This is a genomic window from Bacillus sp. EKM206B, assembly GCF_011066015.1.
Classification (GTDB): domain Bacteria; phylum Bacillota; class Bacilli; order Bacillales; family Bacillaceae; genus Bacillus; species Bacillus velezensis.
On record NZ_JAAMNL010000009.1, the window covers coordinates 23,195 to 41,366 of the forward strand.

Consider the following 18,172-nt stretch of genomic DNA (forward strand, 5'->3'; position numbering starts at 1 on the left):
TTGAAAATATGTGCTAGGATAAAATTCAAGGTGCGTCAACTATTCAAATATGAAACAATCAGGAGTGATGAAACATGAGTAAGCTGAGGAGCACGAGACAAGCCATCCAAAGAACCCTGATGAAAGGAAAAAACGGCCTGGACGTATACAACCCTTTTCCTTGGTACGAAAAAATGAGACGGGAAAGCCCTATACACTTTGATGAAGAAACGAAGGTTTGGAGTGTGTTTTTATACGATGATGTCAAAAAAGTCATCAGTGATAAAGAGACGTTCTCAAGCCTCATGACTGATGTGAAAAGCTCGATTGCAAAGTCCATGCTGAATATGGACCCGCCGAAGCATACCCAAATCAGATCCGCCGTCAATCGCGCTTTCACTCCCCGCGTCTTGAAGGAATGGGAGCCGAGAATTAAAGACATTACCGATCATCTCCTGAAACAGGCAAAGAACAAAGGGCGGATTGATATCGTTAAAGATCTCTCTTACCCTTTGCCGGTCATGGTGATTTCAGAATTATTAGGCGTTCCGTCCGAACGTATGGATCAGTTTAAAAAATGGTCGGACATTCTCGTCAGCATGCCGAAAGATGCGAGTCCTGAAGCGGCGGAGAAAAATCAGCAGGAACGTGACCAATGTGAGGCGGAGCTGGCGGCGTTTTTTGCGGAAATAATAGAAAGCAAACGAAAACAGCCCGGCCAAGACATTATTTCTATTTTGATAAAAGAGGAAGAAGAGGGAGAGAAGCTCACGGCAGAAGATCTGATCCCGTTTTGCAACCTGCTTTTAGTGGCGGGAAATGAAACAACGACTAATCTCATTTCAAATGCGGTTTACAGCATATTAGAGACGCCCGGCCTTTATGAAGAGCTGAGACAGGACCCTTCTCTCATCGCGCAAACGGTGGAAGAGACGCTGCGTTTTCGCGCTCCCGCTCCGTTTGTCAGAAGGACGGTCCGGCACGACACTGAACTGCGCGGACGCCGCTTGAAAAGCGGGGAGATCGTTCTCTGCTACGTTGCATCTGCCAACCGTGATGAAAACAAATTTGAGAAGGCGGGCGTATTTGATATTCATCGCCAATCGAATCCGCACCTTTCCTTCGGATTCGGCGTACACTTCTGCTTAGGCGCTCCGCTTGCCAGACTTGAAGCGGAAGTGGCGCTGAAAGGAATTGTAAAAGCCTTTTCACACCTTGAGCCGGTCCGGATTGAGCCGATCCGAAACAGTGTCATGTACGGGCTGGAATCTTTAGAAGCGGAGATAAACGAAAATGAGGGAGAAGAAAAAAGATGAGAAAAACACATATCGCCATTATTAATGTGGCCGCTCACGGTCATGTCAATCCCACGCTGCCCGTAGCCGAGGAACTTGTCAATCGCGGGTATAAAGTGACATTCGCTACGACTGAGGAATTCGAAGCTTCCGTTGCCAAAACGGGCGCCATTCCCGTTTTATACCGCACAAGCATAAAGGCGGACCCGGAGACGATAAAAGAACGGGTAAATAAAAATGACGCGTTTGTGATGTTTCTGCAAGAAGCGGTTGAAGTGCTTCCGCAGCTGGAAGAGCTGTACAAAGACGACCTTCCTGACATCGTCCTGTTTGATTTTTTAGCTCTTGCCGGAAAATTGTTTGCGGATAATGGCGGCATCCCGGCCGTAAAGTTCTGCCCGAGCTATGCAATGAATGAGTATTTTCAATTAGGAAGAGACGAAGAAACACTGGAAGCGGCCAAACAGGCGATAGAAGAATACCAGGAGCAGATTGAAAATGAACAATTGAAACGGATGACAATGGAAGAATTTTTTATGCCTGAAAAACTGAATATTGTCTTTATGCCAAGGGCCTTTCAGCCGAAACAGGAAACCTTTGATGAACGATTCTGTTTTGCGGGTCCGTCTCTTGGAGAACGCACAAATACGGGAAGTCTGGAAATTGATGCAGCCGATGACCGTCCGCTTATGCTCATCTCACTGGGAACGGCGTTTAACGCCTGGCCTGAATTTTACCAGATGTGTATTGACGCGTTTCGGGGCTCGGACTGGCGGGTTATTATGTCAGTCGGCACAACAATTGATCCGGAAAGTTTTTCGGATGTCCCCGATCACTTTATCATCCGCCAGCACGTTCCTCAGCTTGATGTGCTGGAGAAAGCAAAGCTGTTCGTATCTCACGGCGGGATGAACAGTACAATGGAAGCGATGAATGCGGGTGTCCCGCTCGTTGTCGTTCCGCAAATGCACGAACAAGAGGTCACCGCAAAGCGTGTGGATGAATTGGGGCTTGGCGTGCATCTGCCGCCGAAAGAAGTCACTGTGGCCCGTTTGCAAAAAGACGTTCAAAACGTATACGGCGATAAAAACATCCTCAGCCGCGTGAAAAGCATGCAGCAGAAAATAGAAGAAACCGGCGGCCCCAAACAGGCTGTTTGTGCCATTGAAGAATTTTTGAAAAAGGCGGCCGTCGAAAATTGATTGAGAAACAGGCAGCGCACCGGAAGACGGCTGCCTGTTTTGTTATATGTTTTTCTTCATGCCGCATCTCCGGCATTCCCTCAAAAATTTTCCGCCCTTCACTGAGCTTTTAAACAGCGTGTAGTCGCAATTGTCACATCGGCCGCTGTGAACATCAGGATATTCATTGAACTCATAAATGACCGAAGTATCGTATCCTTTTGTCTCGAACTCTTTTTTTGTTTCCATGATTGAAAATCCCTCCGCGAATCAAATCGTTCTGCCCGGTTAATGATACAGCAACTGCACGGGGGATTCAACGGGAGCATAGCTTGATTTTCCCGGCTGATTGCGTAACAATAATAGAAATAAATGACGGCCTGCCATAGGGCGCCCGGCATCTGAAGGGAAGAAGAAAACAGCAATGGGAAAAGGATTGAACGGGAAACGGATTGCCATCGGCGGTTCGCGGAAAACAGAAGAGATCACAAGATTAATAGAAAAGCAGGGCGGAACGGCGGTCGTCCGTTCCCTCCAAGGAACCGTATACCTGGCGGAGGATCAAATGGAACCCGACGTAAGAACATTTGCCGGGCAAAAAGCCGACTGGGTGATATTCACCACAGGCATCGGTACGGAAACGTTATTGTCGGTATCGGAAAAAATCGGTCTGAAAGAAGAATTTTTAGCGGCCGTTCATGAAGCGAAAATCGGCTGCAGAGGCTATAAAACATATGCGGCCTTAAAAAAGCTCGGCATCACGCCGCATGCCTCAGATGAAGACGGTACAACAAGAGGGCTGATCCGCTCCTTGGAACGATTTGACTTTAAAGACAAAAAAGTCATGATACAGCTTCATGGCGAAAAAGCGCCGGTCTTAATGGAGTTCCTTGAGAAAAACGGAGCGGAGGTATTCCCTGTTCTGCCGTATCAGCATATTCCGCCTGAAAGGGAGACGGTCGATAAACTGCTGGCAGAGCTGTTAAACGGAGAGGTCGATGCCGTATGTTTTACGACAGCCATTCAAGTGCGTTCTCTCTTTGATTATGCAAAAGAAAAAGGGATCACAAAAGAATTGCAGCAGGCATTCGAAAAACAAGTGCTTGCCGCCGCAGTCGGCAAAGTGACGGCTGAAGCGATCCGGGATGAAGGGGTAAAGAGGGTCCTTGCTCCGGACATTGAGCGGATGGGAGCGATGATTATTGAATTATCCCGTTACTATGAATCTCTGACCTTGTCATAAATAATCATTCAGCAGGGAAAAAGCCTACGCTTCCCTGCTGAATTTTTTTAATTGCCAGTGTTCCGTGAAAAGGGAAGGATATGTCAAGGCGCTGAGTATGATACATGTAAGAAGAGCGGAGGCCATCGTTGTAAAAACGATCAGCAGCTGAAAGCGCACCGCCTGTACCGGATCAGCCCCCGCTAAAATCTGCCCCGTCATCATGCCGGGAAGCTGAACGAGACCCAATGTTTTCTGGCTTTCAAGCGTCGGGATCATACTGAGCTTCATACTGGACGTCAATATCTGCCGGACGGCCTGCTTAGGCGTTCCTCCGAGAGAGAGAATCAGCTGGATTTCTTCTTTCCGCAGATCCGCTTCCGAACTGAGCTTGTTTAAAAACAGGCTTGAGAGCACCATGGAGTTTCCGATGACCATGCCGCTTATCGGAATGACATATCTTGAAGTGAACGGAATGATGTGAAGGGTCAGTAAAAGTCCCTGCGTCACGGTTTCCGCGATCGCCAGTGTCAGAAAAACGCGCCAAAATGAGCCGATCCGCATTTTTTTCCGTTTGGAGACATTGTGCGAAGCGGCCGTGAGCATGAGAAGCACCATTAATATGATAAATATCGGGTGATCACCGCGAAAAATCAGCGACAGCACATAGCCGATGATGAGAAGCTGAATGACGGCCCTGACGGTTGCGACGATCATATCCTTTTCGACGCCGGCTTTAAAAGATTTAGACAGGAATAAAGCGATAATGACAAATATACTTGTCAATAATAGAGAAAGATCATTCATATCAGCACCCGCTCCCTTGTAAAAGCGCCCGGGCCTTTTCGTGTTTCGGTTCCTTAAAGAACGTTTTCGTTTCCGCGGTCTCTAAAAGCCGACCCTCAGCCATAAACCATACCGTATCGGATAACCGTTCCGCTTGTTCAAGGTTATGGGTGATCCACAGGACCGTCAGCTGTTTTTGCCGATGGAGTTTCGTAATCAGTTTCTCAATGATGAGAACGGATGACGGGTCCAGCGCCGATGTGATTTCATCCAGCAGCAGGATGGACGGCAGTCCGGCGAGAGTTCGCGCTAATGAGAGCTTCTGCCGCTGACCTCCGGATAATTCTTTTGCATTCCGATCCAGAAGCACGCGCGGAAGGTCTGTAAAAACTGCGAGCTCTTCAGGCGTATAGTGCTGTGCCCCGTGGAGTTTTTCTGCGAGCAGAAGGTTGTCCCGCACCGTTCCCTCGAGGACGGGAGCTGATTGAAATGCTAGGCCCGCGGTTTTTCTGAGCTCTCTGATGTCCCAGTGTCTTATTTCTTTTCCGAATACAAGCACTTCCCCTTCATCAGGTGTATTCATCAGATTGCACAGTGACAGCAATGTGCTTTTTCCCGCGCCGGAAGGCCCTATCAACGCCGTGATAGAACCTTTTTGAATATGTCCGGTTACACGGCTGAGGACATCAAAGGACGTATTGTTTTGTTCAAAGCGTTTGCCGGCTGACAGAAAAGATATTGCCGGAATTTCTTCTTTCATACAGGAGGACACCTTTCGTAAAAAAATCAGGAACCGGTGAGATTGGCTGACGTTTGCTCAGCCGTTTTCTGGTCTGTCTGCCGGGAAGCGAATGTATGCATGACCATTCCCGCAATAATAATGAACAGTCCGGCAAATGAAAGAAGTGACGGAAACGCCGCGGATAAAAAGACGATTTCGCCGATCAGTGCAAAAAGAACCTCTCCGGACTGCGTCGCTTCAACAGCAGCGAGCTTCTGCGGCTCATTCCTCACCATATCGGTGGCGCGGAAAAATAATACTGTTGCGATAACGCCAGAGCTGAGTGCGACGATAAAGGATTGGAATGTCTGTCCCATTGACGGAAGCCCGTCTCTATGCCAGCCGAAAGCGGCGATCAAAAGCCAAAACGGAAGGCTTGCGAGCGTCATGCCGAGCACCCGCTGAAATGTATCGAGTTTTCCGCCGTATTGTTCCAGCATTTTGCGGTTGCCGAGCGGATAGGCAAAAGCGGCGATGACGACCGGCACCACGCTGAATAGTATCGTGCGGCCGGACAGAGAACCCGCATGCTGAAGCTGAATCAGACCGGCTCCGATCAGGATGATGACGGAAGTAACCAGCGAAATCAGCGGGATCTTTTGTCTGACGGAAACCGGGCCCGCCGGTGAATTTTTTGTTTCGTAGAAAAACGGCGACAGAAGCACACCCGCGACAATTGTAATCTGCCACGTGCCGGCGATCAGCCAGCCCGGCCCATATGCCGCCGCAAACGTAATCGGGGCATAAAAAAGCACGAACCCGGTAAAACTCCACTTCAGCCAAAAAAACGGTTTTTTCCGGATTTCATGCCAGAGCGGCGCCCATTTTCCTTTCGCATAAACGATCAAAAATAAAAACGGAACCATAAAAAGAAAACGCAGGGAAGAGCTCCACATCCAGCTTCCGCCGGAAAGCTCCATCGCCCTGTTTAAAATAAATGTGACTGCAAAAAACAGAGATGCCAATATTCCGATCACGATGGCTTTCATTAAATCCCTCATTTTGACACATATTTTTTTATACTATACTATTCACCGGCAGGCTTCGCAATGGAATATGAGAAAATAGCGTTTTAACAAATGATGAATGGGAAACAGACATATACGGAGGTGAAAACAATGCAGAAAGAGGATATTCAAGTGCTTTATTTTGAAGATGACGGCCGCATTCCGAATAACCCGAATCTTCCGCTTGTTATTTATAAAGCGGTATTTAATGAAGAAACGGTGCAGAAAGCAGAGTCCGTCCTCAGCCGGCACGATTGGTCGAACAGCTGGACGGGCGGAGTATTTCCGTATCACCATTTTCACAGCACCACGCACGAAGTTCTTGTCGCGGTAAAAGGAAACGCGGTTTTGAGGTTCGGCGGGGAACAAGGAGCGGATGCCGTTCTTCAAACGGGGGACGCAGCGGTCATTCCGGCCGGCACCGGACATAAAAAACTGTCGGGCAGTTTTGATTTTACCGTGATCGGGGCTTATCCGGGCGGCCGGCAGTACGATACAAAAACGGAGAAAAATGATAGAACTTCAGAAGAAACCAGCCGTGTCCCCCTCCCGGAATGCGACCCCTTTACGGGAAAAACGGGCCCGCTATTAAAATTGTGGGAAAAATGACAGGGGAAAAGCGGATGGTCTGTAAAAAAATAGCCTAAAAGAAACGTTATTACACCCCCGCCATATAAATAATTTCATAAACGAAACAATTCACGTTCAAATTTTGTTCAAAAAGTGTTATTATATAAGAGTAAATCAAATTGGGGTTTTTTATGTTTGCTATTTTCAGAGAGGAAAAAGAAATTTTGACTTATTCAATTGTTTTTGTTGATATAAAAATAATACTGGATATGGCAAAGTGAAAAACTGGGTAGTAAACATTTATTTTTGTAAATGATTGTGCATGAATTCACAATCTTGCTTTTTCATGCTTTTCTGCATGAAGGGGGAAAGGCTACCCTTTCCAAAAAAATCAGCATACTGCTTATAGTAAAGGAGAATCGGATATGCCAGAAACAATCGATCAAACAAATGCATCTGTCAGCCAAGGCCAACGCGATCTTATTGATCAGCTGCTAAAACCTGAAGTTCAAGAATCACTGACTGTTTTAGTGGATCAGCTTCCAAAACTGACTGAGTTAGTAAATATTTTAACGAAGTCTTATGATTTTGCACAGTCTGTAGCGACAGACGAAGTATTGAAGAGCGATACAGTGGGTGCGCTTACAGAAATTCTTGAGCCGGTGAAAGAAACAGCGAAAGAAGTGGCGGCTACTGCGATCGAAGCAAAAGACCGCGCGGATGCAAGCAATGAAACGATCGGACTTTTCGGCCTGCTGCGCATGCTGAAAGATCCTCAAGCTCAAAAGCTGTTCCGTTTTGCTAACAGCTATCTTGAAATCATGAACGAAAAACAAAAATAATCTCAGATTCAAATTGATATAAAGGACGGAGGATATACGATGTCAAAACATATTGTCATTTTAGGCGCTGGTTACGGCGGAGTTCTTTCTGCTTTAACCGTTCGCAAACATTACAGTAAAGATGAAGCACGCGTAACCGTTGTGAACAAATACCCGACTCACCAAATCATTACGGAACTGCACCGCCTTGCAGCCGGCAACGTGTCTGAACAGGCTGTTGCTATGCCGCTTGAAAAACTTCTGAAAGGAAAAGACGTCGACATTAAAATCGCAGAAGTCAATTCTTTCTCAGTTGATAAGAAAGAAGTTGCCCTTTCTGACGGTTCTAAGCTGACTTATGACGCGCTTGTTGTCGGACTTGGTTCTGTTACGGCTTATTTCGGCATTCCTGGACTCGAAGAAAACAGCATGGTGCTGAAATCTGCTGCTGATGCCAACAAAGTATACAAACACGTGGAAGACCGTGTGCGTGAATACTCTAAAACGAAAAACGAAGCTGATGCAACGATCCTTATCGGCGGCGGCGGCTTAACAGGCGTTGAGCTTGTCGGTGAGCTTGCTGACATCATGCCGAACCTTACGAAAAAATACGGCGTAGATCCGAAAGAAATCAAACTGAAATTAGTAGAAGCAGGTCCGAAAATTCTTCCTGTTCTTCCTGATGACCTTATCGAACGCGCGACAAAAAGTCTTGAAAAACGCGGCGTTGAGTTCTTAACAGGTCTTCCTGTTACAAATGTTGAAGGAAACGTTATTGATCTGAAAGACGGTTCAAAAGTCGTTGCCAACACATTTGTATGGACAGGCGGCGTACAAGGCAACCCGTTAGTCGGCGAATCCGGCCTTGAAGTGAACCGCGGCCGTGCGACGGTTAACGATTTCTTACAATCTACTTCTCATGAAGATGTATTCGTTGTCGGAGACAGCGCAGTATACTTTGCGCCGGACGGCCGTCCGTACCCGCCGACAGCGCAAATCGCTTGGCAGATGGGTGAGCTTGTCGGTTACAACCTGTTCGCTTACTTAGAAGGAAAAACGCTTGAAACATTCAAGCCTGTAAACTCAGGTACGCTTGCAAGCCTCGGACGTAAAGACGCGGTTGCCATCATCGGAGCGAACTCTACTCCGCTAAAAGGTCTTCCGGCATCTTTAATGAAAGAAGCAAGTAACGTACGTTATTTAACACATATCAAAGGATTATTCAGCCTCGCTTACTAATCCTTAAGATCACACAGAAGACATTGCCGGACTTTCTCGGCAGTGTCTTTTTTTTGTATGAAAATGTAAACGGATACAATTTTCTGAAAAAAAAATAAAAATGATTGATATGTGAGAAAGAGGAAGCTAAAATAAAAAAGAACCATTTTGTTAACGTTAACATTTTTAAGAGGGAGGATGAAAGTGTGAAAGCTTTTATGGGTGATGATTTTTTACTGGATAGTACAACGGCCGTAAAGCTGTACCGGGAATACGCTGAAAACATGCCGATCATTGATTATCACTGTCACTTAAGCCCAAAGGAAATCTATGAAAATAAAACCTTCGCAACGATTACGGAGGCATGGCTTTACGGTGACCACTACAAGTGGCGGATCATGAGGGCCAACGGCATTGAAGAGCGCTGCATTACCGGAAACGCTTCAGATGAAGAGAAGTTTTTCGCCTGGGCAAAAACGGTGCCGATGGCGATAGGCAATCCGCTGTACAGCTGGACGCATTTAGAGCTGCAGCGCTGGTTCGGCATTTATGACGTATTGAATGAAAAAACGGCTGCGGCAATTTGGAAAAAAACGAATGAGCTCCTGCAGGGAGACGGGTTTGGCGCAAGGGATCTCATTCTGAAATCAAATGTTAAAGTCATTTGCACAACCGACGATCCTGCCGATGCGCTGACATACCACGAACTGTTGAAAGAAAGTGATTTTCCGGTGCAAGTGCTGCCCGGATTTCGGCCTGACAAAGGACTGGACATCAGCAGCCCGGGTTTTGCCGATTGGGTCCGTTCGCTGGAGAGCGCTTCCGGAATAGCTGTCACCACCTACCAATCGTATTTAGATGCGTTAGAATCCCGCGTCCGCTTTTTTCACAATGCCGGGGGAAGAGTGTCGGATCATGCGTTAGATCAAATGGTTTATGCCGAGACGACCGAAGAGGAAGCGGCCCGGATTTTTGCCGCCGGATTAAGCGGAGAGCATGTATCTTTTGAAGATGAAAAGAAATTCAGAACACGGACGCTGCAATATCTTTGCGGTCTTTACGCAGAATTGGACTGGGCGATGCAGTTCCATATTAACGCGTTAAGAAATACCAATACAAATAAGTTCAGCAGCCTCGGCCCTGATACGGGATATGACTCAATTAATGATGAACGTATCGCAAAGCCGCTTGCCCGGCTGTTAGATTCCGCCGAAAAAAAGCGGCAATTGCCTAAAACGATTTTGTATTCTTTGAATCCGAATGACAACTATATTATCGCCAGCATGATCAACAGCTTTCAGGATGGGAAAACACCGGGGAAAATTCAATTCGGCACAGCCTGGTGGTTCAATGACACGAAAGATGGAATGCTCCAGCAAATGAAAGCGTTATCAAATATGGGCCTGTTCAGCCGTTTTATCGGGATGCTGACGGATTCAAGAAGTTTCCTCTCCTACCCCCGCCATGAATACTTCAGGCGGCTTGTCTGCACGCTGATCGGCGGCTGGGCGGAACAAGGCGAAGCGCCTTACGATATGGAGCTTTTAGGAAGGATTGTCGAGGGAATTTGTTACCGGAATGCTGAGGAATATTTCCGCTTTTAAAAATGGAATGAAAGAGGTGGCCTATGAGTAATGTGCCTGTCGTGACAGCACCTGCCGCAAAAGTGAAGGAGCATAAGCTGAGTCTGAAAGAAAAAGTATCCTATGGTTTTGGAGATTTTGGTAACGGATTTATGTTTGATCTCGGGCAGATCTATTTGCTGAAGTTTTTCACAGATGTCGCAGGCATTCCGGCAGCGTTCGCCGGCAGTATTTTTTTGGTCAGCAAGCTGTTTGCGGCTGTGACTGATCCGATTGTCGGCTCGGCCATTGACTACAGAAAAAAGATCGGACCCCGGGGGAAATTCAGGCCGTACTTATTATTCGGAAGTATTATTCTTGCGGTCATGACCGTATTGATTTTTGTGTCACCGGACGTGAGCGTCACCTGGAAGCTTGTGTACGCCTATGCTTCTTACATGTTGTGGGGGGTCGCTTATTCTTTCGTCAATATTCCGTACGGCTCCCTCGGCGCGGCCATTACACAGGATGCGGAGGACAGAACGGCGCTTTCCGCGTTCCGCCAGATCGGCTCCCTCGGCGCGCTGCTCATTACAAGTGTCATCGTCATCCCGATTCTTGTTCATTTTGATAACGTTCACATCGGCTACCCGGCAGTCATGGGAATGATGGCCGTAATCGGAATCGCGGGATTTATGATCTGCTACCGAAACTGCAAAGAAAGAATTATCGTCCGTGAAGCGCCGAAAGAAAAGCTGTCCGTCATGTCGGTTTTCAAATGCTTTATCGGCAACAAACCGCTTCTGACCGTCGTTTTCATGACGATTTTCTCAATATCGGCATATAACATTAAATCCGCTATGCTTGTTTACTTCGCCCAGTACAATCTCAACAATGCGGAGCTGATGTCCTACATGAGTTTTATCATCATCGGTTCTTCATTTTTAGGTGTTTTGTTTATGCCGAAACTCGTCAAACGTTTCGGAAAAAAGCAAACGGTGATGATCGGTTTTGCCGTCAGCGCCGCGGCTGATGCGCTGAATTTCTGTCTGCCGTCAAATGTATATATCTTTACGGCGTTAGCGAGCATTGCTTTTATCGGGATCAGCATACCAAACGGCATTACGTGGGCGCTTGTGTCGGACATTATTGATTACGGAGAATGGAAGACGGGTGAACGGAAGGAGGCGACGACATATTCGCTTTTCAACTTCTCCAGAAAACTCGCCCAATCTTTATCAGGTTTTCTTTCAGGCATCGGGCTGAGCGTTATCGGCTATATCCCGAATGCATCTCAGACAAAAGGCACGCTGATCGGGATTAAAGGGCTTCTGCTGCTGTACCCGGCTTTCGCTTTAGCGTGCGCCATGCTGATTATCGGTTTAATGTATAAACTGACGGACCGGCAGCATGCCGAGCTCGTTCAGGACTTACATCATGCAAAACCTCAACTTTAGTGATTTTATGGACTGTCCGTTAATGGTACAATAGAAATAAATGACAGCATACAGAAAGAAAGGAAAAACGATGGTAACCATAAAAGATATCGCAAAACTCGCCAACGTATCCCACACAACCGTATCCCGGGCACTTAACGGCAGCCCCTACATTAAAGAGCATACAAAACAGAAAATATTAGAGCTCGCTTCACAGCTGAATTACACACCGAATGTAAATGCAAAAAGCCTTGCCATGCAAAAGTCCCATACGATCGGACTGTTTTTTACAAGCATCACAAACGGAACCTCACACAGCTTTTTTTCCGATACCATCAAAGGTGTAAACCGCACAATCAGTGAGGAATACAATTTGTTCGTCCGCGCGATTGACGACCTGAAAAGCTTTGAAACCATTACGCCCATGAGATATGACGGAATCATTTTAATGAGCCAAAGCGACAGTGATAATTCATTTATTTATCATATCCGCGAGAAAAACATCCCGCTTGTCGTGCTGAACAGGGACATTGATGACCGGAGTATCACGAATATCCTGTCAAACGATAAAGAGGGCTCCAGACAGGCGGTCGACTGCCTGATCGCAAACGGACACAGAGATATCGCGATCATTGAGGGAAAGGAAGGATTCAGGTCAACTTCTCAGCGGAAAGAAGGCTATTTGACATCTTTAATTGATCATTCTATCCCGATTAAGCATGAATACAGTGTAAAAGGCCGCTATGATATGGAAAGCGGCAGTCAGGCGATGGAAAAACTCTTGGCGCTTCAATCACCGCCTACGGCTGTTTTTTGTTCAAACGATGATATGGCGATCGGGGCGATGAACGCCATTTTCGCCAAAGGCCTGAACGTTCCGGAAGATATATCCGTTATCGGGTTTGATGACATCGGCATTTCCCAATACATGACGCCGAGGCTTTCGACAGTAAAACGCCCGGTTGAAAACATCAGCATTCTCGGCGCAGAGAAGATTTTGGCGCTAATCGCCGACCCGGATACGGCGGCGGAAAAAATATACGAAAACACCGAGGTGATGATAAGAGATTCAATTAAAAACCTCACATAACGGCCCGTCTGATTATCCGGGTTTTCACGCGGATAAATGTTAACGTGTGCATAAATACAGAAGGAGGTGGACAGCTTGCAGCAGCTGAATAAAAAGATGTGCGGCGAATACATTCAATATCCTGAAAAAGTCCTTCAGTTCGGTGAAGGCAACTTTTTGCGGGCTTTCGCTGACTGGCAGATCGATCAATTGAATCAATTGACGGATTTTAACGGAAGCGTTGTCGCCGTACAGCCGAGAGGCTCTGAGAAAATCAAACGTTTAAACGAGCAGGACGGTTTATTCACGCTTTTTTTGCAGGGGATAAAGGACGGAAAACCGGCTGAAGAACACATGATCGTCAAATCCATCAGCCGCGGCATTGATCTTTTTTCTGACTATGATTCCTTTAAACGGCTGGCAGCACAAGAGGAGCTTCGTTTTATCATTTCCAATACGACAGAAGCGGGAATTACGTTTGAGAAAGGCGACCGGCTTGAGGATAGACCTCAAAAAACATTCCCCGGGAAATTAGCGGCGTTCCTTTATTTCCGCTATAAGGCATTTGCGGGTGACGCCGAGAAAGGGTGCATTGTGCTTCCATGTGAACTGGTCGAAGAAAACGGACGGAAACTGAAGGCGGCCGTGCTTCAATATGCCGGGCTGTGGGAGCTGGAACCTGATTTTACTCAATGGATTCATGACGCGAACATCTTCTGCAATACCCTCGTGGATCGGATTGTTCCCGGATTTCCTGTTGATACCGCGGAAGAACTTACCGATTTTCTCGGATACGAAGACCGTCTGCTTGTGGTTGGTGAGCATTATTATTTGTGGGTGATAGAAGGGCCGGAACAGCTTCAGAATGAGCTTCCTTTTGCTGAGGCCGGGCTGAACGCACTGATCACGTCTGACCTTACGTCTTACAGGACAAAAAAGGTGAGAATCTTAAACGGCGCTCACACGGCATTGGCGCCAGTGGCTTTACTATACGGACTGCAAACCGTCCGGGAAGCGGCTGAGCACGAGGTGACGGGCAGATTCATCGAAGAGCTGATCAATGAAGAAATCCTCCCTGTGCTGCAAATGGAGGGTGTCACCCAATACGCGGCAGATGTGTTACAGCGGTTTAAAAACCCTTATATCCACCATTATCTGCAAAGCATTACCCTTAACGCCGCGGCGAAATTCAAAACAAGAAATCTGCCGACGCTGAAGGCTTATATCGAACAGGAGGGCCGGCTACCTGAGAAGCTGGTATTTTCGTTCAGCGCCATGATCTATTCATACTGGAACGGACCGAACAAACCGGCAGACGGCGAGGAGGTTCTTAACCGTTTTCAAATGGCGCGGTCCCGTTGCAAAGATGATATGTTTCAAGCGGCATCTGCCATATTAGGAGAAGAGCGATTGTGGGGGAAGAATCTGAATCATCTTCCGGGGCTGACTGAACGAACGGCTTTTTTTCTGTCTGTCATTCATAAGCGGGGTATGAAGCATGCGTTACATGAATGCTGCGGAAAAAAAGGGGGAAGTGAAATGAAAGAGGTCATAAAAATCCATAAAAACGATAACGTGCTTCTCGCCATGCGCCATTTTAACAAAGGGGAGCGGCTGCATACAGACGGACTGACGATTGAAGTGAAGGACCCTGTAAAGCGGGGGCATAAAATCGCGCTGCAAACCATTGAAGAAAACGGCAGCATCATTAAATACGGTTTTTCAATCGGGCGTGCGACAAGGCGGATTTCGGCCGGCGAGCATATTCATACCCATAATCTGCAAACGAATTTATCCGATGTGCAAGAATACACGTATTCACCGCGCTTCGAGGACAATCCTTTTACAAATGAGAACCGGACATTTAAAGGCTACAGAAGAGAAAATGGTACATCCGGCGTCCGGAATGAACTGTGGATCGTGCCTACAGTCGGCTGCGTAAACGGCGTCGCTGAGAAAATCCTGCAGCGCTTCGTAAAAGAGGCGAAAGACATTGCGCCCTTTGACAATGTGCTGGTTTTAACGCACCAATACGGCTGCTCCCAGCTTGGCGATGATCATGAGAATACGAAACAAATGCTGATGAACGCCATCCGTCATCCAAATGCTGGCGGTGTGCTGGTTTTAGGGCTCGGCTGTGAAAATAATGAGCTTGCGGCGATTAAGGAAACGCTTTCTGAAGTGAATGGAGATCGGGTGAAATTTCTCGAATCACAAGCTGTCACAGATGAAATTGAAGCGGGTACTGCGCTTCTTAAAGAGATACACCTTGCGGCAAAGGGAGATAAACGTGAGGAGATTCCGCTGTCAGAATTGAGCATCGGATTGAAATGCGGCGGGTCGGACGGTTTTTCCGGCATCACCGCAAACCCTTTATTAGGGAGATTTTCAGATTACTTGATTGCACAGGGAGGGAGCACGGTCTTAACGGAGGTGCCTGAGATGTTCGGCGCTGAGACGATTCTCATGCAGCGTGCGGCGAGTGAAGAAGTGTTTCATAAAACAGTCCGATTGATCAATGATTTCAAGCAATATTTTATGAAGCACGAGCAGCCGATTTATGAAAACCCGTCACCAGGGAATAAGGAAGGCGGCATTTCAACGCTCGAAGACAAGTCGCTCGGCTGCACCCAAAAAGCCGGTCTTTCACCGGTTTCTGATGTGCTGACATACGGTGAAACACTGAAGACAAAGGGATTGACACTGCTCAGTGCGCCCGGCAATGATTTAATCGCTTCTTCAGCGCTCGCCGCGGCGGGCTGTCACATCGTTTTGTTTACAACCGGAAGAGGCACGCCGTTCGGCACATTTGTCCCGACTGTGAAAGTATCAACAAATACCGATTTATTTCAATCAAAGCCTCATTGGATTGATTACAACGCGGGCAGATTGGCGGAAGACCAAACAACAGAAGATCACATTGTGAGAGATTTTATTCAATACATTATTAAAGTTGCAAGCGGAGAATTTGTCAATAACGAAAAAAACGATTTTCGGGAGCTTGCAATCTTTAAGTCCGGTGTGACGTTATAAGGGAAAAGGCGATCTGACAACAGACCGCCTTTTCGCCGTTGATTTATCGTTTTGCCCTTTGATTATTGTGAATATCTATAAGTTATAATAATGGAATGGTGCCTTACATAAAGGAGATTTTTATAATATATATCATTATTATGGAAGATTGATTTTCAGTCACATATTTCAGAGGGGGTCCTAATGAATAACATTTTATACATTGAAGATGATCAAGAAATTGGACAATTTGTAAAGGATGACTTAGAAGATCGGGGCTATATGATGATCTGGCTCACTTCTTCGTATAATTACGAAACATATATAGAAAAGGCAGATCTGATCGTGCTTGATATTATGATGCCCGGTTTAGATGGATTTACAATCGGTCAAAGGATGAAAAAAACACATCCGCAGATCCCACTCTTGCTTTTAACAGCCAGAACGGGTCTGGAAGATAAACTGAAAGGCTTAGGATTTGCGGATGATTACGTGACAAAGCCCTTTCATCCCGATGAACTTGCCGCACGAATCGAAGTATTATTAAGAAGATTTGACAAGACTGCCATTCATGAATTGAAGCTGAAACACTTAAGTGTTCACTTGAAAGAAAAAAGAATTTTAAATCATCAAAGTCATGAGGAAATATTTTTAACTGACAAGCAGTTAAGGATTTTTTTGCTTTTGCTTAGACATCCCAATCAAATATTAACAAAGGAACAAATTTATGAAAATATTTGGGAACAGCCTTATATCGAAGGGGATAAGACGTTGATGGTACATATCCGGCATTTACGGCAAAAAATCGAGATCAATCCAAATGAGCCGGAAATTCTTGAAACAATCAGAGGGATTGGATACAGGATTAAACAATGAAATTATCAACAAAATACCTTATTAATATCGTTGCCTCAATTTTGTTTTTTCCGATAGCCTTTTTAGGCGTGAATTTTCTATACTATGTCACATTAACATACATGATTGATCACCAGGGGCAAGTACACTATGAACCAAACAAATTGGAAAGTGATTGGAAGTCTGATGTGGAAGATTTTTCAGGGAAATCCAATCGGGAAATTGCGTCTGCTTTCCCGCACATGAAGCAATATAAACACTCTGATATCGTATGGATAAATGATAAGGGAAAGGTGCTTTTTTCGAACTCAGAGCGGTTGGCCAAAAAGGGTGAGGTTATTCACGTTAGCGAATTAATTAAAATGATGGAACAAAACCAAAAGAAATATTTATTGCTGAGCGCTTATGTAAATGGGAGTGAAGACAGCGGATATGCATTTTTAGAAACTCCGCGCTCAATTATAGGATCTCAATGGGAGGTTATGAGGGCTAAGTATTCCTATATATGGTTTATCGCCTTGATTTTTGTCTGTTCACTTTTTGTCATTAATTCATGGATGTTTTTTGCGAAAATACAGAAAAGGTTAATTTCTTTGGGGAATCATATGAAAAAACAAGATAATGACGGCATACCGGAATTTGTAACAGTTAAACAGAAGGATGAACTGGGTCAAGTGGAATATTCATTCAACCAGATGGTTGAAGAACTAAGGAACAGCAGACAAAAAGAGCGCAAAGAAGGTGAAATCCGCAAAAACTTGATTGCTGATTTATCTCATGATTTAAGGACCCCTCTTACGGTTATAAGAGGGCATACATTTACGTTAAAGAATGAAGTAAACAGTGAAAATGGAAAGCATTCTTTAGGCATCATAAACGATAAAATAACGTTTATGGGGGAACTGATTGACAATTTGTCATCATTTTCTCTTCTTGCCGCAGGTAAATTGCCGCTTCATAAAAAGAGTTGTGACATATTAAAGATTATACGTTCTTCGTTAACAGCTTGGTATCCGATTTTTGAGAAAGAGCACTTTACAATAGATATTGATCTGAAGGAAAACATCGTATGGGAAATAGACGAAACTTGGCTGAAAAGAATTTTGGATAACATTTTTCAAAATATTTTGCGCCATGCTCATTCAGGAAAATACGTTTCAGTACAAACAAAGCTAATTGAAAACAAATCCGTAATCATCATTGAGGATAGGGGCCCGGGAATGAATAATAAATCTGAAAGAAAAGGCGCTGGGATTGGCTTATCAATCATTAATATGATGCTTAAACAAATGGGACTTGAACATAAAATAAAGAGCAATCAAAACGGAACGGTTTTTATGATTTATCAAAACAGCAGTGAATACGTGAAGCCGTAGAG

Annotated in this window: 16 protein-coding genes and 1 pseudogene; 13 read left to right on the top strand and 4 right to left on the bottom strand. The window is 45.7% G+C overall.

What is annotated here, in order from left to right; all coding sequences use genetic code 11:
• Positions 1-74 precede the first annotated feature (74 nt).
• Both G9F50_RS15630 and G9F50_RS15635 read left to right on the top strand, forming a co-directional pair.
• Positions 75-1,295: a cytochrome P450 gene (locus G9F50_RS15630; protein ID WP_060561824.1), complete on the top strand. Its 1,221-nt coding sequence runs from the start codon at positions 75-77 to the stop codon at positions 1,293-1,295.
• Complete coding sequence (locus G9F50_RS15635; protein ID WP_060561823.1) at positions 1,292-2,476, top strand: macrolide family glycosyltransferase; 1,185 nt, start codon at positions 1,292-1,294, stop codon at positions 2,474-2,476. The genes G9F50_RS15630 and G9F50_RS15635 overlap by 4 nt, the downstream gene beginning before the upstream one ends.
• 42 nt (positions 2,477-2,518) lie before the next feature.
• On the opposite strand, the gene G9F50_RS15640 is transcribed toward G9F50_RS15635, so the two are convergent.
• Complete coding sequence (locus G9F50_RS15640; protein ID WP_003154919.1) at positions 2,519-2,704, bottom strand: DUF8096 family protein; 186 nt, start codon at positions 2,702-2,704, stop codon at positions 2,519-2,521.
• 175 nt (positions 2,705-2,879) lie between these two features.
• On the opposite strand from G9F50_RS15640, the gene G9F50_RS15645 reads away from it, so the two are divergent.
• Positions 2,880-3,698: a uroporphyrinogen-III synthase gene (locus G9F50_RS15645; RefSeq protein WP_060561822.1), complete on the top strand. Its 819-nt coding sequence runs from the start codon at positions 2,880-2,882 to the stop codon at positions 3,696-3,698.
• A gap of 24 nt (positions 3,699-3,722) precedes the next feature.
• On the opposite strand, the gene G9F50_RS15650 is transcribed toward G9F50_RS15645, so the two are convergent.
• From G9F50_RS15650 to G9F50_RS15660, 3 genes are read right to left on the bottom strand one after another with little or no spacing between them, the layout of a single operon-like run.
• The gene (locus G9F50_RS15650) at positions 3,723-4,484 is read right to left on the bottom strand and encodes an ABC transporter permease (protein ID WP_060561821.1); all 762 of its coding nucleotides are present in this window, start codon (positions 4,482-4,484) and stop codon (positions 3,723-3,725) included.
• A gap of 1 nt (position 4,485) precedes the next feature.
• Positions 4,486-5,223: an ABC transporter ATP-binding protein gene (locus G9F50_RS15655; protein WP_060561820.1), complete on the bottom strand. Its 738-nt coding sequence runs from the start codon at positions 5,221-5,223 to the stop codon at positions 4,486-4,488.
• A gap of 26 nt (positions 5,224-5,249) precedes the next feature.
• The gene (locus G9F50_RS15660; RefSeq protein WP_033574552.1) at positions 5,250-6,233 is read right to left on the bottom strand and encodes a DMT family transporter; all 984 of its coding nucleotides are present in this window, start codon (positions 6,231-6,233) and stop codon (positions 5,250-5,252) included.
• A gap of 129 nt (positions 6,234-6,362) precedes the next feature.
• Here G9F50_RS15660 and G9F50_RS15665 point away from each other — a divergent pair, with 129 nt between their 5' ends.
• The 10 genes and pseudogenes from G9F50_RS15665 (at position 6,363) to G9F50_RS15705 (ending at position 18,170) form a co-directional block, all read left to right on the top strand.
• Positions 6,363-6,860 (top strand): cupin domain-containing protein, encoded by a 498-nt coding sequence (locus G9F50_RS15665; RefSeq protein ID WP_060561819.1) that lies wholly within the window; start codon positions 6,363-6,365, stop codon positions 6,858-6,860.
• A gap of 386 nt (positions 6,861-7,246) precedes the next feature.
• Positions 7,247-7,663 (top strand): DUF1641 domain-containing protein, encoded by a 417-nt coding sequence (locus tag G9F50_RS15670; protein WP_003154908.1) that lies wholly within the window; start codon positions 7,247-7,249, stop codon positions 7,661-7,663.
• A gap of 39 nt (positions 7,664-7,702) precedes the next feature.
• Entirely contained in the window at positions 7,703-8,881 is a 1,179-nt protein-coding gene (locus tag G9F50_RS15675) for an NAD(P)/FAD-dependent oxidoreductase (RefSeq protein WP_003154907.1), read from the top strand.
• Between the two features lie 185 nt (positions 8,882-9,066).
• The gene (gene uxaC / locus G9F50_RS15680) at positions 9,067-10,464 is read left to right on the top strand and encodes a glucuronate isomerase (protein ID WP_101536280.1); all 1,398 of its coding nucleotides are present in this window, start codon (positions 9,067-9,069) and stop codon (positions 10,462-10,464) included.
• A 23-nt stretch (positions 10,465-10,487) separates the two neighbouring features.
• Complete coding sequence (locus G9F50_RS15685) at positions 10,488-11,879, top strand: MFS transporter (RefSeq protein ID WP_014417510.1); 1,392 nt, start codon at positions 10,488-10,490, stop codon at positions 11,877-11,879.
• Positions 11,880-11,949: 70 nt separating this feature from the next.
• A complete protein-coding gene (locus G9F50_RS15690; protein ID WP_043021273.1) occupies positions 11,950-12,948 on the top strand; it encodes a LacI family DNA-binding transcriptional regulator in 999 nt (332 codons plus the stop codon).
• Between the two features lie 75 nt (positions 12,949-13,023).
• Positions 13,024-14,457, top strand: a pseudogene (locus G9F50_RS20630) (tagaturonate reductase); the annotation flags it as partial.
• Positions 14,458-14,466: 9 nt separating this feature from the next.
• A complete protein-coding gene (locus G9F50_RS20635) occupies positions 14,467-15,960 on the top strand; it encodes a UxaA family hydrolase (RefSeq protein WP_060561845.1) in 1,494 nt (497 codons plus the stop codon).
• A 183-nt stretch (positions 15,961-16,143) separates the two neighbouring features.
• On the top strand, positions 16,144-16,815 hold the full coding sequence (locus G9F50_RS15700) for a response regulator transcription factor (protein ID WP_060561818.1): 672 nt from the start codon (positions 16,144-16,146) through the stop codon (positions 16,813-16,815).
• On the top strand, positions 16,812-18,170 hold the full coding sequence (locus G9F50_RS15705; protein WP_060561817.1) for a sensor histidine kinase: 1,359 nt from the start codon (positions 16,812-16,814) through the stop codon (positions 18,168-18,170). Before G9F50_RS15700 ends, G9F50_RS15705 begins: the two co-directional genes overlap by 4 nt.
• Positions 18,171-18,172 lie beyond the last annotated feature (2 nt).

Coding starts and splice junctions, on each gene's coding strand:
- G9F50_RS15665 (WP_060561819.1), top strand. CDS start 6,363: ATGCAGAAAGAGGATATTCAAGTGCTTTATTTTGAAGATGACGGCCGC.
- G9F50_RS15650 (WP_060561821.1), bottom strand. CDS start 4,484: ATGAATGATCTTTCTCTATTATTGACAAGTATATTTGTCATTATCGCT.
- G9F50_RS15705 (WP_060561817.1), top strand. CDS start 16,812: ATGAAATTATCAACAAAATACCTTATTAATATCGTTGCCTCAATTTTG.
- G9F50_RS15675 (WP_003154907.1), top strand. CDS start 7,703: ATGTCAAAACATATTGTCATTTTAGGCGCTGGTTACGGCGGAGTTCTT.
- G9F50_RS15685 (WP_014417510.1), top strand. CDS start 10,488: ATGAGTAATGTGCCTGTCGTGACAGCACCTGCCGCAAAAGTGAAGGAG.
- G9F50_RS15635 (WP_060561823.1), top strand. CDS start 1,292: ATGAGAAAAACACATATCGCCATTATTAATGTGGCCGCTCACGGTCAT.
- G9F50_RS15660 (WP_033574552.1), bottom strand. CDS start 6,233: ATGAAAGCCATCGTGATCGGAATATTGGCATCTCTGTTTTTTGCAGTC.
- G9F50_RS15645 (WP_060561822.1), top strand. CDS start 2,880: ATGGGAAAAGGATTGAACGGGAAACGGATTGCCATCGGCGGTTCGCGG.
- G9F50_RS15640 (WP_003154919.1), bottom strand. CDS start 2,704: ATGGAAACAAAAAAAGAGTTCGAGACAAAAGGATACGATACTTCGGTC.
- G9F50_RS15670 (WP_003154908.1), top strand. CDS start 7,247: ATGCCAGAAACAATCGATCAAACAAATGCATCTGTCAGCCAAGGCCAA.
- G9F50_RS15630 (WP_060561824.1), top strand. CDS start 75: ATGAGTAAGCTGAGGAGCACGAGACAAGCCATCCAAAGAACCCTGATG.
- G9F50_RS15690 (WP_043021273.1), top strand. CDS start 11,950: ATGGTAACCATAAAAGATATCGCAAAACTCGCCAACGTATCCCACACA.
- G9F50_RS15655 (WP_060561820.1), bottom strand. CDS start 5,223: ATGAAAGAAGAAATTCCGGCAATATCTTTTCTGTCAGCCGGCAAACGC.
- G9F50_RS20635 (WP_060561845.1), top strand. CDS start 14,467: ATGAAAGAGGTCATAAAAATCCATAAAAACGATAACGTGCTTCTCGCC.
- G9F50_RS15700 (WP_060561818.1), top strand. CDS start 16,144: ATGAATAACATTTTATACATTGAAGATGATCAAGAAATTGGACAATTT.